Genomic DNA, 15,593 nt, shown 5'->3' with positions numbered 1-15,593 from the left:
TGGAGTATATATGATGTTTAGATTTGCTGGATAATTTTTTCCACTTTTGCTCCATTTTCGGTCAGGGAGTAATTCTCCTCCTTTTTAGAGACCAGTTCTTTTTCCTCCAGTTCCCCCAGGGTTTTTTCCATGGCTGGGTATACGATATGCAGTGTTTTTGCGATACGTTTCCCTTCCATTTCTCCCTTCGAGGCGAGCAGGGAGAGTACTTTTTGCCGTGCATTGCTTCCGTTCACAAAACCTATTAACTCGTTCATTGGGCACCTCCCGAATATGCCTTATCTTTTTGTCCCATTATTTTTTCACAACTTTAATATGATTATTTTTATATATAATAAGTGTATATATCCGTAAATATAATGGGCTATATAAATCTATGGAGTTTAAGCTATATTTAGCTTTTCGCCGCTGAAGCGTGTTTTTTCCAGTGGAATGACAGTTTTGTTATATTTTCTTTGCCTGGATGTTTTCTTTTTGTTGCGTAGATTGCTCGTATGATGATGTTTTTTACTTTGCAGACCGGTGAAAACACCCGTTAGACCCCCACGTAGCGTTACATAATGTAAAATAACATGATCAATAATATAATATATTGGAGTAAACAATAAAACCATAAAGCTCCGGTTCAGGTGTTATGCTTTTTGTAGATCTTACAAATTTGTACTCTGTGTGCAAAATTCGGCATAAGAATGCCTGAAAATACCATTAGGCTTTAATACCTTCATCGATAAGTACTTTACATCCACTCATTAATTTTTAGATGTAATGTACATATATATTTATTACAAATTTGGAGGATATACCAACAAATGAGCAGCGGAATGTGCCCGGTTTGCGGGCTTCCAAATGAACTTTGCATTTGCGAAGAGGTTGCGAAAGAGCAGCAGCGGATCACAGTGAAAGTCAACAGAAGAAGATATGGAAAGGAAGTTACGGTTGTAGAGGGTTTTGACGCCAGTGAAATTGACCTTCACGAACTGTCCACTTACCTTAAGTCAAAGTTTGCATGCGGAGGTACCGTAAAAGGGAATACGGTCGAACTCCAGGGCAACCATCTGGCCCGCATGAAAGATGTACTTATGGAAAAAGGGTTCACTGCTGAACAAATCAAAAATTAATGGCTGAATTTTCGCTCTTCAGGGCTAGAGCGGGCCTTCTGATAAAGCAACTTCTCCGATTACCGGAGTTGCACACATATTTTTTATCGGTTTTTTTCGGCAACTTGCAGTGCCCTGGTGTTGCAGTAAGGAGAGTTCAGGCTCTTCCAGAAGAACTAATTTGAATAAATAATGTGCAGTAGTTGGGAATGCCGATATCCGTATTTAGCCTGTGTAAGTGAGGTCTCTCATGAAAACAACATGTGAAGTAATGGTACAGAAAGTACTGCCTGCTATCCGGGCTGAACTTTCGCGGGTATTGATTTTCGAACATGGCTGTACTCAGCAGGATGTAGCGGAGATTCTGGAGCTTTCAAGAGCCGCAGTCTCCCAGTATGTGAGTGAAAAACGTGGAGCTGAGGTTGATTTCTCGATGGAGACCCAGGGAGAAATCCGGAGGTTTGCAGCAGTTCTCCTGGACAAAGAGTTGTCCTCTCAGGAAAAAGTCCAGGGGATGTGCAACGTATGCAAATTTGTCCAGAAATCCGGCTGGCTGTACAAAAATGCGCCTGGGGTGGAATCCTGTAGCATTTGTGGAGACATTGATTCCGAGTGAATGCCAAAACCTGTATCAAATGCAAAGGTAAGGGTCTGTGCGGGCGTCCTCGATGTCCTATTCTTGAAAAATTCAAGTCCGTACAGTCAATCTCTTCCGAGATATCCGGAAACTCCGTTTTCGGAGCTTCTCCCCCGGCTCTTTTTGTAGGTAGTTTCGGTTACCCCAGGGTCTCTGCGGGCCCCCTGATCCCTCCCTCTGCACAAGAGGGGGATGCCCTGCTCCTTGAGGACCCTGCCAGATGGGCGAACATGCAGATAGAGGACATCATATCAATGCGTTCCCGCCTGGTAAGGGCAAACACGACCCTCCATGTAAAGGATGCCCGGGGCAAGGAAAATCCTCTTCTGGCAAAGGCGCAGGAACTTGCCCTTTCCAAAAACCCCGTGGATACGGAAGCCTGGTTTTTCAAAGCCCCGAAACAGGAGCTTAAATTCGATGCGGTCCACACTCCCATGGGCCCTTCAGGGCTTGTAAAGAACTTCGAGCTTGCCGAAAACCCAAACGTCCCGAAAAAAGTAGACTATCTCGTCTACGATACCGACGCCCTGGCAAAAGATGCAGTACTCGAGCTTTACAAAGGTGACGTTTCAGGGGAACAGATAACCCGCCTCTTTTCTATTGGCCTTCTGGGAAAAGAGCGAAAAGTCGTGCCCACCCGCTGGTCCATCACCGCCGTGGACGACATGGCCGGAAAGGAACTGGCGGACAAAATCCTGGACTACCCCTGGGTTTCCGAAATCACGCTCTTTAGTGGGACCCATTTCGGGAACCACTTCGAAATCCTCCTCCTCCCGAGAGTCTACTCTTTCGAACTAATCGAGGCCTGGCTCCCGAAGACCGTCTGGTCCGGAGAATCGAGCTGGGTCGGGGAAGACAGTGAGGGGCTGGACGGAAAAAAGAAGTATTCTTCTCTGGCAGGAGGTTACTATGCGGCAAGGCTTCCGGTACTTGAGTACCTTGCAGGGGTCAGAAGGCAGGCTTCGGTCTTCATCCTCAGGGAAATCACTCCCGATTATTGGGCTCCCCTGGGTGTCTGGGTAGTCCGGGAAGGGGTAAAAAACGCCCTCAAAAACCCGCCGCAAACCTTTGATTCCCTTGAAGCCGCAGTTTCGGACCTTACAGGAAGGGTACGCACTCCCAGGGACGAATGGATGCAAAAAGCCAGGATGCTTTCGGATTTCTGCTTCCAGACCACACTGAATTCTTTTTTTAAAATTTAAATTCAAAATGTAAATTTAAAATCGGAATTTTAAAATGTAAAACTCGAAATGTAAAACTCGAAATGTGAAATTTCACTTTTTAAGGCTGCTGAAAAATAGGGCTGGTGGATGGTAAATCCACCTGATAATCAAAAACAAATATTAGTTTTTTGCGGCTTATTCAAAGATTTCGGGTACGATGCGCCGGGCAACTTCTTCGTAAGCCTTTGAAATGTCGCCTTTATCGAACCTGAAGACGTCCTTGTCCATGGACTGTTTTGTTTCTTTGTCCCAGAAACGGCAGGTGTCACAGGATATTTCGTCGGCAAGGATGATTTCCCCGTTGCTTCTCCCAAACTCGAGTTTGAAGTCGGGGAGCATGATTCCCCGCTTGTCCAGATAGGGCACAAGCAGTTCGTTTATCCTGAGGGCAAGCTTCCGAATGGTGGCGATTTCTTCCCGGGTAGCCAGGCCAAGGGCCAGAGCTATGTCGTCATTGAGCATGGGGTCGCCTAACTCGTCGCTCTTGTAGTCAAAGACCAGGACCGGAGACTCGAAAACAGTGCCTTCTTCTATGGGATATTTCCTTGTAATGGAACCTGCGGCAATGTTCCTGACAATAACCTCTATTTTTATAATTTCTACTTTCCGCACCATCATTTCGATATCGGAAAGCATCTTTATATAGTGGGTGCTGATCCCGTTTTCTTCCAGCATCTCAAAGAGTTTTTTTGAGATATGGGAGTTGTAATACCCTTTCTTTTCCATTTCCCCTTTCTTTTCTCCGTTGAAGGCCGTCAGGCTGTTTCTAAATTCGGAGATGAGGACGTCGGGATCATCAGTTGTGTAGATGGTCTTTGCTTTCCCGGAATAGAGCTGTTCTCTTTTCATGAAGTGATCCTCTCAGGATTATTCTTTATTCCCGGAAACAGAGGGACTTCCGGACAATAATAGAATTTTTAAATCTTTAATGAATTTTTATTGCTGATAACAGGATTTGTCTTTTCAGGAGCGCTTGAAGCATTTCCATATACGAAAAAGTTATTCGAAACGAATGCCCCTGGCTTTTCCCAGAAAGATGGAGTAGACGATAATGTCTTTCTGCTAGATAAATGTATCATCAGGGAGCTGTTTTAAATCCGGGATTCTGTCTGCCGCTTAGTAAATTATATCATGGAAGAAAACCTATTACAGGGTTTAGCCACTTAAACAAGGACTTCATAACTTACCGCACTTAAGGGCTCAGCACTTGAGAGTGAATTATCCTAAGCACGTAACAGGTAAAAAACATGCCAGGTACCATAATTTCTATAGTAGAGCTGTTGCTTACCGCAGAGATCTATAACCGCTACTCTGAGCTTGACGTGAATGATCTCCCAAAGGAGATCCGGAAACACTACTGGAGCAGCGCGGAAAAAACCGTCCCCAAACCTATTCTGGTTTCAATTTCCAGGGTTGAAAAATTATACGGCATTGAAAATGTTGAAAAAAGTGTCAGGAATGTGCCGTTCATAGTTACCGACAGGTCCAATTTTGAAATCCGTTTGAGCGCTTTTGACCTTGCAGTGGAATGGTTCGAAAAGCAGGACGAATCCCCGGGGAGAATTGAAAATAACCCTGTTCTTGCTTACTACTTTGGGGAAATCAGGAAACTGGAAGCTGCAAGCTATGTCGAGGCAAAGGCGAAGGCAAGGCCAAAAGAAGTTGATAGGGAATGGATCGAGTCCCTGATTGCTGAAATCCGGAAAGAGGATAAGGGCGAAGACATGCTCAAACTGGTGTCTATCATCGCCCCGGAAGACGTTAAGCAGAAAGTCAAGGACCTTGTCCTCACAAAGGAGCAGGAAGAAGAAGTCGAAAAAGTCCTGAAAGCGATCAAGCACCGGGAGTACCTCCGGGAAATCGGGCTGCATGATATAGGCAAGCTCCTGTTCGTAGGACCCCCCGGGACCGGGAAGACCTCTGTTGCAAGGGCGCTTTCCGAGCGGCTTTCCATTCCTTTCGTGGAGGTCAAGCTTTCTATGGTCACGGACCAGTACCTTGGCGAGACTGCAAAGAACATTGACAGGGTCTTCCTGCTGTCCAAGAAACTGAATCCATGTATCCTTTTTATCGATGAACTGGACTTCGTGGCAAAGGCCCGGACCTCGGATGAGAACGCCGCAATCAAGCGGGCTGTCAACACCCTCCTGAAAGCAATTGACGAGATCAGCCTTGTAGAACACGGTGTCCTCCTGATTGCCGCTACCAACCACCCCCGGATGCTTGACAGTGCTGCATGGAGACGTTTTGATGAAATCGTTCACTTCCCTCTGCCGGACATCGAGATGCGCAAGGAAATTCTGGACCTTGTGACCAGGTACATCGAAGGGGACCTGGATACGAAGGAAATTGCAGAAATGACCGAGGGTTACTCGGGCTCGGACCTTCGAATGGTAATCCGGGAAGCTGTTCTCAGTGCTCTTCTGGAAGAGCGCAAGGTGCTGACCCAGCAGGACCTGCTGGAAGCCGTGCTGGACTTTGACGAAAGGGCAGAGCTCAAGTCCGAACAGTACGGCGGGGATTAAGTGCGGAGCCAGCAAAAACAGGTCTGCAAAATGAAGGTGTCAAAAAGAGATTCTCGAAGAGTTTCGATGAATGAATCTGTCAAATGAGGTTTGAATAATGAGTTTAGCAAAATGAGGCTCAAAATATGAGACTCACACTTCTTGGGACCGGGGATGCCATAGGGACCCCGAAAATAGGCTGTACCTGCCCTGCCTGCACGGATGCCCGCAAAGGTGGAAAGAGCCAGCGCCTGAGGTTCTCGATCCTTGTGGAATCTTCCGAGGGCAGGATACTTATTGACACGAGCCCGGACCTGCGGCAGCAGCTCCTCAGGCAGAAGGTCTCCTGTATGGACGGGACCTGTGTGGACGGGGTAATCTGGACCCATGGGCATTATGACCATTACTCGGGGTTCGGGGAGTTTTACAGGGTCCAGCATAAAGTCGATGTCTACGGGATTCCCGAAACCCTGGACTACATCAACCAGTTCGTATATTTCCTGAAACCGAGGTACCATTACGTGAAACTCTACGAGCCTTTCGAGCTCATAGGGCTGGAATTCACCCTCTTCAAGGTCAACCATCCTCCTGTCGACATTCCTACCGGGGTTGTTATCCGCGAAGGGGATAAGAAAGTGGTGATAACGGGCGACACGAACAAGGATATCCCCGAAGCCAGCCTCAAACTCATGAAAGACCCCGACCTCCTGATTGCCGATGCCATAGTCCCCCCCAGGATCCACATCAAAAAACATATGAATTCCAAGGAGGCCATGGAACTTGCCGGGGAACTCAATGCTAAAGAGGTGGTGCTTACGCACCTCAGCCATTTCTTCCGCCCCCATGATATCGAGTCGGTGTTTTTGCCCCTCGGCTACGACGGTCAGGTCTTTGAATTCTGAGGCTGAAGTCTCACTCTCTTTTCTTCTTTTTCCTTTTTCTTCACATTTATTCTTCTTTCATCCTCTTTCTCTTTTTTCTCCTTTTTTACTCTCTTTCTCCCTTTTTTTTCTTTTTTAACTCTCCCTTTTTCTGTTTTTTTCTGTTTTTTTGCACTCCCACTGGTTTTTCTATTAATTTTACTTCTTGCTTTTCTTTTTCTGTCTGGAAAGGCCTTTCGCTTTCGGCGCCCGGGGCAAAAAAGGGGTAAGATGGCTAATCCGGTTATACGTTCCAGAATTCAGACTTTCGAGCCGGCAACCCTCATATTTCATTCAGAAATGTCAACCATGTAACGGTGGAAGATCAGACAATCAGGAGAGCAATCCTGACCGGAAGAGAAGAGGAGGGGCTAACCCCTACCTCATTCCACTTACCCGGATTATGCGTACTTCTTTTTAAGGGCATAAGCCGCTCCAATAACCAGAACGACTACCAAATACCATACAGGGCTTATATGCGGGGTTTTTTCGGGCTTTGCCTGAGTGTTTGTCGGTGCAGGCTCCACCTGGGTGGCAGGTTCCACCTGGGCTGCAGGCAGCTCAGACGCCGGGGCAGAGGCTCTGACCCCGACGGCAAAGAGAGAGAAGCCCGGGGTTTTTGCACGGAACCGTACATAGTTTCCTTCCTCGTTAAGAATCTCCGTATCGAGAGCCTCCCAGTTGCCATTGTGGTACCTGTAGAGCACGACGTCTTCGGGGGCAAAACCATTTTCGTCGAACCAGGTTTTCAGAACCCGGAAGCTCAGGGTTGCATCTACGAAAGCGGAGTCATGCCCGTTGGAATGAGTCACCTCGTCGTACTCATAGGCCGTTATCGGTGGAGGAGCCACCCCGGAAGGCAGTGTCGTGTTCTTGACGGTGAAGTAATCATAAGGAATCGTCTCTCCGGCTGTGAAGTTTATTTCGTAGATTGCGGAATCACCTACCGGAAAGGAGACGTGAGTTCCTTTCAGAAATTTTCTTATGCTAGATGACTGTCCCCTGACGTTTTCGATGTCGACATCATCAGGAGAGAGATCGAACATCACCTGTATTGTAGTCTTTGCCTCGACGGAGACGGTCTTGTTGCCGCAGAGGTCGCCGATTACGAGTTCGAGGATATGCTCCCCGGCCGAGAGATAGATGGAGGTATTGGTGGTGCGGGTTGTGTTTACCCCGTCGACATAGACGAAGGCGTCTGTAGGCGTCGAAGATACCAAAACCGTGCCGCCGTACACCAGTGGGAAGGCGTCGGTACCAAAGCCATCGATTGTCAGATTCTGATCGCAAATGCCGTCAAAGTCGACATCGGTACCCCACTCCGAGATGTTCAGCGCAGGGTCGCGCAGCCAGACGTTTCCTCCGAGATACGGCCCGCCGGCTATGTTGGTCCCGGCTATGGAGGTCGTTTCGTTCAGGGCTGATGCGGTGGATAATTCTGCATAGAGGTTATTTTCATTGTCAAAGAGACAGTTTTTGATGACGGCATTGGCATAAGATTTGAAATAGATACCTCCGCCATTATTTGTCGCCGTGTTGTTTGTGAATGTCGTGTCCGTCAAAGTGGCATAGCCATTACTTAATACCGGACTGCCGCCATCAGCTGCCACGTTGTTCGTGAATGTCGTTTCTGTCTGGGGGGGAAGGGCTAAAATCTCGAAATACGCCCCTCCGCCATCCTGTTTTGCCGTGTTGTTCTTGAATGTCATGCCCGTCAGGGTGGCATTGGCAGATTCCCAGAAATACACACCTCCGCCATCTTCTGCCTTGTTGTTCTCAAAGGACGTGTCGGTCAGGTTGGCATTGTTAGAAGTATCGAAACCCGCCCCTCCTCCATAATTTGCCGCCGTGTTGTTCGTGAATGCCGTGCTCGTCAGGTTGGCATTGTCAGAAATATAGAAATATGCCCCTCCACCAGCCTGTTTTGCCGTGTTGTTCGTGAATGTCATGTCCTTCAGGTTGGCATTGTCAGAAATATAGAAATACGCCCCTCCTCCATTATAACACTCTGCTGTGTTGTTCGTGAATGTCGTGTCAGTCAGGGTGGCATTGGCAGATTCCCAGAAAAACGCCCCTCCGCCATTATTTGTCGCCGTGTTGTTCGTGAATGTTGTGTCCATCAGGTTGGCATTGTCAGAAATATAGAAAAGCGCCCCTCCGCCATCCTGTTTTGCCGTGTTGTTCGTGAATGTCGTGTCCGTCAGGGCGGCATTGTCAGAACCTTCGAAATACACACCTCCGCCATACTCGCCTTCTGCGATGTTGTTCGTGAATGTCGTGTTTGTGATCATGCTGTTGTCGACGTACTTTAGATAGGCCGCACCACCACAGCCCATAGGGTATTGACCGGTCACCGTATTCCCTGTAAAGACGCAGTCTGTGACGTTGAAGCCCCGGAGGTGGTGATCATCGTCCGTTCCAGTGACTTTGACCCCGGCGCCGTTGCCTTCAAAGCTGTTGCCTGATATGTTGAGGCCCTGCAGGGTGACGTTGTTGGCTGTGACTGTGACCGCCGGGGCGCTGTTCGAGGTGTTGGTTATGAGCGGGCGGGCTGGCGATCCTTCCCAGTGCGTTATCAGGACGTTGTCCTTGTCGATGGTGAACCCGCCCTCATAGGTGTGCCCTTCCACACCCCAGATGCGGATGGTGTCGCCTTCACCGATCGAGAGGATTTCGGAGACATTGGTGTAGTTGCTTCCCCCCAAGTAGGAGACGTTCCAGACCTGTGCGGCCGCAGGAGGCAAGGTGAGTGTGAGCGCCAGCAGGAGTATGCTGGCGTAGGTGAAGAAAGCTCTACTCTTGGTTCTGTTTATGAGAATTCTGAAAAATATGCGATTGTTCATTATTACCACCTTCTATAAAAAATAGAGAACTTTGAGCAATGATTAGAATTTGAATTGTTATTATACATTCTACAAAATTATATTTAACTATTCCGAATTTTTTAAAGAGCAATCATTTTGGTGAACTCGAAAATAAATTTCATGCACAATATATTTTTAATAACATTTGGAATTTCTTTTTTCACTCTGGGATGCCTGGTCACTTTTGGCACCCGGGGAAAAAACAATGTAGATTACCAATTCGGTTATGTGGGCAAGAATTGGGGATTTCAAGCCTTTTGCTGTCCCCTTTTGCCCAAATATGTCAACTATACCGCTGTAGGCAGCCAGCCCCCTTTCGCAGCATTATTTATCCTTCTGGCATCTCTTTATAGAAGCGGGAAATAAAAATAATCATGAACCCGAAAAGGATTCGGAACCTCAAACCCGGGGACGCCGGACGCGGACCTGTTGCTTACTGGATGAGCAGGGACCAGAGGGTGGAAGACAACTGGGCTCTCCTCTTCGCCCGGGGAATGGCAGAGGACGCGGGGGTGCCCCTGGTGGTCGTTTTTTGCATGACGGATGAGTTTCTGGGGGCCGGGTTAAGACAGTACCAGTTCATGCTGGAAGGGCTGCAGGAAGTCGAAAGTTCTCTTTTCCTGAAAAATATCCCCTTCATGTTCCTCCGGGGAAGTCCCGGGGAAGAAATCCCTTCTTTTACGGATAAACACGGAATTGGTACCCTTGTTACTGATTTCAGTCCGTTGAGACCCAAAAGGGAGTGGACAGAAAAAACCGCTTCGAAGCTTGAGATTCCCTTTTACGAGGTGGATGCCCACAACATCGTACCCTGCTGGGTTGCGTCAGGGAAACAGGAACATGCGGCTTACACTTTCCGCCCGAAGGTCAACGCTTTGCTTCCCGAGTTTCTGGTCGAGTTCCCGGAACTGGAGCCAAACTCCGAATTCCCGAAAACTTTTGGCGGGAATACGGAAATGATGCTGCCTGAACGGTTAAAGGTTGCAGATGCTGACCCTTATTTTGAACCCGGTCACTTCGTCCCGGGAGAAAGCGCCGCCCTGGAAGTGCTGGATACTTTTCTCACCGAACGCCTGGACTCTTACAATGCTCTACACAACGATCCTACAAAGGACGTATCCTCGGACCTCTCTCCTTATCTGCACTTCGGGCAGATCTCAGCTCAGAGGGTTGCTCTCGAGGTCGAAAAAACCAGGGTAGACGAGGAATCGAAGGCTGCTTTTCTGGAACAGTTAATTGTGAGACGGGAACTTACGGATAACTTCTGCTACTATAATCGGGCGTATGACAGTTTTGAGAGCTTTCCTGCCTGGGCAAAGGAGACTCTGGCTGCTCACAGGCAGGACCGGCGGGAATACCTGTACACGCAAGAAGAACTGGAGTTTGCAAAGACCCATGACCCTCTCTGGAACGCAAGCCAGGTCCAGCTGCTCCGTACCGGGAAGATGCACGGGTACATGAGGATGTACTGGGCAAAAAAAATCCTGGAGTGGAGCGAGTCTCCGGAAAAAGCGCTTGAAACTGCCATTTACCTCAATGACAGGTACGAGCTTGACGGGAGGGACCCTAACGGCTATGTAGGGATTCTCTGGAGCATCGGAGGGCTTCACGACCATGCCTGGAGGGAAAGGGAGGTTTTCGGAAAACTTCGCTACATGAACTATTCGGGTGCCAGACGGAAGTTTGATGTGGACGCTTATGTGGCCAGGTATCTTCCCGATGAGTGACTTCAGAAAAGAGGGTTTTTGGTCCCTTGAATTCATTTTTAGACGTATTTGCTGCTTTGTGTCCGATAAGAAGTGTTCAGGCTCCCTGTAATACTATTTGTTTTTTTCTAAGGTGTTATTGCCGAAAATAAGTCCGGAATAAGTGAGTTTCTGCCATTTATAAATATAATAAAAACCATATTTATATTTGTATTTTTATATTAGTTTGGTATAAAACAGGGTCAAACAAAAGGGAGTGCTTATTATGGTAGAAAAGACTGCTATTGACTGGATTGCACTGGTGCTTGTCATCGTGGGAGGCTTGAACTGGGGCCTTGTTGGCCTCTTCGGGTTTGACCTGGTGGCAGCTATCTTTGGGGAAATGAGCACAATTTCCAGAGCCGTATATTCGCTTGTGGGGCTTGCAGCACTTTATATGGTCTACTTCGCAACGAAAAACTGAGGCCTGAAAAGCAGGTTCTAACCGAATAATCCGGATGGCCTACTATAGGCTGGATTTGAAATCTTTCTTTTAGAATCCTTCACTATTAGAATCTTTCACCATTAGAATCTTTCACTTTTTTATCTTTGTTTTACTTTTTTGAGCAGCGAAGCTTCTATGAGGTATTCTATTAATTAGCCTTACCCGGTTTGTATGCCCCTTCCGGGATTTGAGCAGGTCTGAAAGCAGGTAGGGGGGTGAGAAGTTTTTTTACTGCCCTTTAAGGGCCTTAAGTTCGGAAAGCACTTTTTCGGCGTGGCCTTTCACTTTTACGTTGCTCCAGGTCCTGGCGATCCGGCCTTCGGGATCTATCAGGAAGGTCGTCCGGACCGTGCTCATGACTTCTTTTCCCATGAAGTTTTTCATGTGGAATACATCATATGTTTTGTGAATGTCAATTCCCGTATCGGAGAGCAGGCAAATGCTGATGTCTTTTTTCTCTATGAATTTCCGGTGCGATTCCTCACTGTCCCTGCTGACCCCCAGGATTACGGCATTTTCGGCTTCGAAATCTCCTTTCAACCTGCTGAAGTCCATGGCTTCCAGGCTGCAGCCCTGAGTGTTATCCCTCGGGTAAAAATACAGGACCACCCATTTTCCTTTCAGGTCTTCCAGACAGTTTTTGTTCCCGTCCTGATCGGACAGGCAGAACTCCGGGGCAGGTTGGCCTGCCTCTAAAGATGTCTTTGCCATATTTTTTCCCTCCAACCTTTATGCGATTCAGGTCACACCATCCGTGATAACAGCAATAATAATTTAAAAATTATACACCTTAAACTTATCTATTAAGTTGTATTTTATATGTGTTGTACTACATTGGCTCATCTTTTCTTATGCATCCTTCATAAAACCTCAGCCGGAAACCCCTGGGTCTTTAGCCCAGGGGAGGAATGCGTCAACTGTACCATCTGAACTAATGTAGTACTTCTCGCACTCAGTCTCCTATATTTTTTCTTAACATTGACACTATCTGAAATTTTGTTTCCAAAGAGATCTGAGATTGAAAAATATCCGCTTGACCGTTTGCCACGAATGAAACCGATTCCCTTTACCGTTTTTACAAGATCGAATTTCCTGAGCCCAAACAGCTTTCCGGTAGGTATTTTCTTCTCTGACCTCTTCCCTTTTCTTTGCTGATAATCTCCCGCAGGAACGTGCTTTTTGAAGTAGACCGTATCATCCGGTTCTAGCATCTGACTGTCCCCACAACAGATAGCAAGCGCATCAAAATAATGAGTTTTTTCGAGTCCCAAAACCTGTTCTCTTTTGAATTTTGTCTCGTAGCCGAAAACCTCTTCAAAATTCCAGCCGGATTTCTTGATCCGGGACTTGACAATACCAACTTCCGTGGCATGTTTCGTGTTTGACCTTCTCCCTGAAAGCTCAAATTCCCCGGAATGCAGGGCTTCGTGACAGGTTTCACAGAGCGTAATCAGATTTTCCGGGATATCTGTCCCCTGTTTTGACCTGAAAACGATGTGATGGCAATGTAACCGGGAATCCTTTGACTTTCCCCTGCAATGCTGGCAGGTGTACCCGTCCCTGTGCAGGACGTAAGCCTTGGCATTGTAGAAACCTTTAAGGTCCCCTTCCTGATACCCTGTTCCGGAAACTTCCGGGTTTTTGATTTTGTGGATATCAAAGGAAGCAAGTTCGACCTTCCACTTCGTTACCGGAAGCATGGATTCCACAAACCGTTTTTCCCGGAAATGAGATTCGAGTTTGCTTTTGATGGAAGGAGCTAACCTTCCTTCTCTTCTCGAATTTCCCCGGTTGTCAAACCTTGCTGGCCTGTACCTTGTCTTCCGGCTTCTCCGGCTTCTCCGATACATTTTCCGTTGTTCCATCTTTTTCGAAACGTTTTCTCTCAGGTAGATTTCGGACTGATACAGCACTTTTCCGGAAGTGATGGCGGCGCATCCTACGGCTTTCGAGCCGGTATCCATTCCGGCAGTTACGGGCTGAGTGTAGCTACTGCTTTCGTAAAGTAACTTGATTGTGAAGGGCGTGGTTCGGATCACTTTTGCCTTTCCGGTTTTGAGCAAGAGCCTCGCCTTTGCCGGATTTGTGGGCATGAGCGGGGTTCCGTCTTTGCTGAGTACAAATACAAACATTTGTAATTGCTCCTATTGAATAGGGTTATGCGTAGCCGGGATTGTGGACTTCCACTTTGTGAAGTGGAAGTGTTGCAGCGAAGCCGCAACAAGTCAATCACGGTTTCCGGCTTCCTCTCGATCAGATATGGAACGGTTTGATGATGCAAGCACTGTCCCTACCTCTCAGGACTGCTTAACTTGCCTCCTTAGAGCCTGAAACTGAGGCGGCATTCCAGGGTAACTAATTCGCTCCTATCGTTTCCCGATTTTCCTAAGCTCCGAATCGGGAATCTGGTCAACCAGGGCTTGTTAGACAAGCCCCTGAGTCTTTAGCTCAGGGGTAGTTGACTATGCTTTCTTTCTTATGCGTTTTTATTGGTTCACTTTATCACTTCACCCTTTTCGCCCCCAGGCTAAGAGTCCTGCCTCAAGTGCCAGGACTGGCCCGATGATCCATCCTGCCCAGAGCAAAAACCCTCCCAGTCCCAGGATTAAGAAATACAGGGGGTCTGCAGCCCTTTCTTTTCCGTATCCCTTCCTCCTAAGGCTCAGGTAAATTGCAGATGCTCCTAGCCCCATATGTGCAAAGGCCATGAAGAGGGCAATAATAATCTCGGGAGTATAGGCGCTCTTGCTAAGTGAAACCAGCATCTGGAAGAGGAAAGATATGCCTGTGCCCAGGAAGAGGAGCCCGGCAAGAGCCCCTGACCACCGCCCCGGGTCGTAATCAACCACCTCTGCCTTTGTACGGAGAATAAGCAGGAAGCCCACGGCGAGTGTGAAAAGCAGCGGGGAGAAGATGAAGGGGAGGCTCTGGCCTTCCCAGCGGTAGATCCTGACCTGGTTCAGGGGGATGAACAGCCACTCCTTAAGGGAAAAGCTTTCCAGGTACCCCAGGACCACGCCGTAATTTCCTCCTCCGGGCGGGGAATTGACTGCCGCGTAATAGGTCCCGCTTTCGGGGGCTTCCAGATCGAGCCTGGCAAGGGAATAGAAGGCGCTGGGGGTGAAACCCTCGTAAGTTGCGCTTTTGGGGCGGCTCCCCGGAACTACCAATGCCCCGTTTCCTTCGGGAATTTCCACGTTTTCGGGCAGTTCTGATGCCTCTCCGCTCTCTTCTTCACTTTCTTCACCTTCTTTTTCTTCTTCCTCTTCGCCTGCAAGTCCCGGCCCCATCAGGACGAGATCAGGAAAGCCTCTGGTCCGGGGTTCGACAGGGATGATGAGTCCCAGCAGGATTCTTTCTCCCTTCTCCATTTCAAAACTGTAATACCTTACATCTCCTCCCCCGGAAAGCTCCCCGTAAAGGACTCGGGATTTCAAAGGATCTTCTACGTAAATAGCCTCTTCAAGGCTTTTTCCTTCCCCGTCGAACACAGGCACGTGCGCAAAAACCGGTGAGAGCAGGAAATATGCGGTTAGTAGCGTCGTTAGCAGCACAAATGCAGGTCTGAGTAAAAAGCCGGAATTCCAGAGCCCCCACTTTTTCATGTATTATATTTTTCCGGGAAGCTGTAAATAAGTATCAGAAAAATAAATATCTGAACCTGAATACTGAAAAATAATTTGCAGCAAAGGCTTGAGCCCCGCGGAACAAAAAACTTTAACTTCCCTTAAATCGGCTTCGAGGTTATACTTATGAGGATATGGGATATTCCCCCTGAAAAAATGTGCAGGCAGCACCTGCTCGGCGAGCACCGGGAACTTCACGCTCTCTGGTCCATCATTACCAATAACAAAAAAGCCTATGCCAATCACCCCGAGACCCTACGCTGGCGGGGTAAATTAAAGGCTCTCTTCCTGCGGCACGAAGCCCTTGTGGAAGAGATGGGACGGCGGGGATATAAACACCATTCTCCACTTGACCCTGAGCTTGCGACGGGGAAGGCTGTGCAGGACGAACTTGTATATCCGTATGAGGAGCAGGTCAAGACCCTGAGGGAAAGAGGTTGTGACTGCAGGGTCTGAACGGTTGTTTTCTAAGTTCAGTCTTTTATACGGTGCATAGGTCCATACCCCTTTCTGGGTGTTCTTCTTTTCTCTG

The 15,593-nt window shown here is 48.0% G+C and carries 15 protein-coding genes; 9 read left to right on the top strand and 6 right to left on the bottom strand.

Annotation, left to right across the window (positions count from 1 at the left end):
• Positions 1-17: 17 nt before the first annotated feature.
• Entirely contained in the window at positions 18-257 is a 240-nt protein-coding gene (locus ACSAZK_RS07395; protein ID WP_440956715.1) for a winged helix-turn-helix domain-containing protein, read from the bottom strand.
• Positions 258-809: 552 nt separating this feature from the next.
• Between ACSAZK_RS07395 and yciH the strand changes: the two genes are divergently transcribed.
• From yciH to ACSAZK_RS07375, 4 genes are all read left to right on the top strand, one after another.
• Positions 810-1,118, top strand: a complete 309-nt coding sequence (gene yciH / locus ACSAZK_RS07390; RefSeq protein ID WP_048177634.1) for a stress response translation initiation inhibitor YciH — start codon at positions 810-812, stop codon at positions 1,116-1,118.
• Positions 1,118-1,282 carry a hypothetical protein gene (locus ACSAZK_RS07385; protein ID WP_440956714.1) on the top strand — a complete coding sequence of 55 codons (165 nt, stop codon included), beginning with the start codon at positions 1,118-1,120 and terminating at the stop codon, positions 1,280-1,282. The genes yciH and ACSAZK_RS07385 overlap by 1 nt, the downstream gene beginning before the upstream one ends.
• Before the next feature lie 65 nt (positions 1,283-1,347).
• Positions 1,348-1,713: a transcriptional regulator gene (locus ACSAZK_RS07380; RefSeq protein ID WP_440956713.1), complete on the top strand. Its 366-nt coding sequence runs from the start codon at positions 1,348-1,350 to the stop codon at positions 1,711-1,713.
• On the top strand, positions 1,710-2,936 hold the full coding sequence (locus ACSAZK_RS07375) for an Nre family DNA repair protein (protein ID WP_440956712.1): 1,227 nt from the start codon (positions 1,710-1,712) through the stop codon (positions 2,934-2,936). Before ACSAZK_RS07380 ends, ACSAZK_RS07375 begins: the two co-directional genes overlap by 4 nt.
• 156 nt (positions 2,937-3,092) lie before the next feature.
• Here the strand turns inward: ACSAZK_RS07375 and purC are convergent, their stop codons facing one another.
• Positions 3,093-3,806 (bottom strand): phosphoribosylaminoimidazolesuccinocarboxamide synthase, encoded by a 714-nt coding sequence (gene purC, locus ACSAZK_RS07370; protein ID WP_440956711.1) that lies wholly within the window; start codon positions 3,804-3,806, stop codon positions 3,093-3,095.
• A gap of 398 nt (positions 3,807-4,204) precedes the next feature.
• On the opposite strand from purC, the gene ACSAZK_RS07365 reads away from it, so the two are divergent.
• Both ACSAZK_RS07365 and ACSAZK_RS07360 read left to right on the top strand, forming a co-directional pair.
• Positions 4,205-5,482 carry an ATP-binding protein gene (locus ACSAZK_RS07365; RefSeq protein ID WP_440956710.1) on the top strand — a complete coding sequence of 426 codons (1,278 nt, stop codon included), beginning with the start codon at positions 4,205-4,207 and terminating at the stop codon, positions 5,480-5,482.
• Between the two features lie 125 nt (positions 5,483-5,607).
• The gene (locus ACSAZK_RS07360; protein WP_440956709.1) at positions 5,608-6,363 is read left to right on the top strand and encodes an MBL fold metallo-hydrolase; all 756 of its coding nucleotides are present in this window, start codon (positions 5,608-5,610) and stop codon (positions 6,361-6,363) included.
• Positions 6,364-6,782: 419 nt separating this feature from the next.
• Here the strand turns inward: ACSAZK_RS07360 and ACSAZK_RS07355 are convergent, their stop codons facing one another.
• A complete protein-coding gene (locus tag ACSAZK_RS07355) occupies positions 6,783-9,224 on the bottom strand; it encodes a right-handed parallel beta-helix repeat-containing protein (protein ID WP_440956708.1) in 2,442 nt (813 codons plus the stop codon).
• A gap of 395 nt (positions 9,225-9,619) precedes the next feature.
• Between ACSAZK_RS07355 and ACSAZK_RS07350 the strand changes: the two genes are divergently transcribed.
• Together ACSAZK_RS07350 and ACSAZK_RS07345 are read left to right on the top strand one after the other, a co-directional pair.
• Complete coding sequence (locus tag ACSAZK_RS07350; protein WP_440956707.1) at positions 9,620-10,972, top strand: deoxyribodipyrimidine photo-lyase; 1,353 nt, start codon at positions 9,620-9,622, stop codon at positions 10,970-10,972.
• 244 nt (positions 10,973-11,216) lie between these two features.
• The gene (locus ACSAZK_RS07345; RefSeq protein ID WP_440956706.1) at positions 11,217-11,414 is read left to right on the top strand and encodes a DUF378 domain-containing protein; all 198 of its coding nucleotides are present in this window, start codon (positions 11,217-11,219) and stop codon (positions 11,412-11,414) included.
• Between the two features lie 249 nt (positions 11,415-11,663).
• Here the strand turns inward: ACSAZK_RS07345 and ACSAZK_RS07340 are convergent, their stop codons facing one another.
• From ACSAZK_RS07340 to ACSAZK_RS07330, 3 genes are all read right to left on the bottom strand, one after another.
• Positions 11,664-12,146, bottom strand: coding sequence for a peroxiredoxin (locus tag ACSAZK_RS07340; RefSeq protein WP_440956705.1), 483 nt, complete (start codon positions 12,144-12,146; stop codon positions 11,664-11,666).
• A gap of 149 nt (positions 12,147-12,295) precedes the next feature.
• Positions 12,296-13,567, bottom strand: a complete 1,272-nt coding sequence (gene iscB, locus ACSAZK_RS07335; protein ID WP_440956704.1) for an RNA-guided endonuclease IscB — start codon at positions 13,565-13,567, stop codon at positions 12,296-12,298.
• 375 nt (positions 13,568-13,942) lie between these two features.
• Positions 13,943-15,040: a hypothetical protein gene (locus ACSAZK_RS07330; RefSeq protein ID WP_440956703.1), complete on the bottom strand. Its 1,098-nt coding sequence runs from the start codon at positions 15,038-15,040 to the stop codon at positions 13,943-13,945.
• Between the two features lie 147 nt (positions 15,041-15,187).
• Between ACSAZK_RS07330 and ACSAZK_RS07325 the strand changes: the two genes are divergently transcribed.
• Complete coding sequence (locus ACSAZK_RS07325) at positions 15,188-15,517, top strand: pyrimidine dimer DNA glycosylase/endonuclease V (RefSeq protein ID WP_440956702.1); 330 nt, start codon at positions 15,188-15,190, stop codon at positions 15,515-15,517.
• The last annotated feature ends 76 nt before the right edge of the window (positions 15,518-15,593 follow it).

It is taken from the genome of Methanosarcina sediminis, assembly GCF_052056915.1.
Lineage (GTDB): Archaea > Halobacteriota > Methanosarcinia > Methanosarcinales > Methanosarcinaceae > MTP4.
Note: the sequence above shows the minus strand (reverse complement) of the source record. Positions and strands in the feature narration are given on the sequence as shown.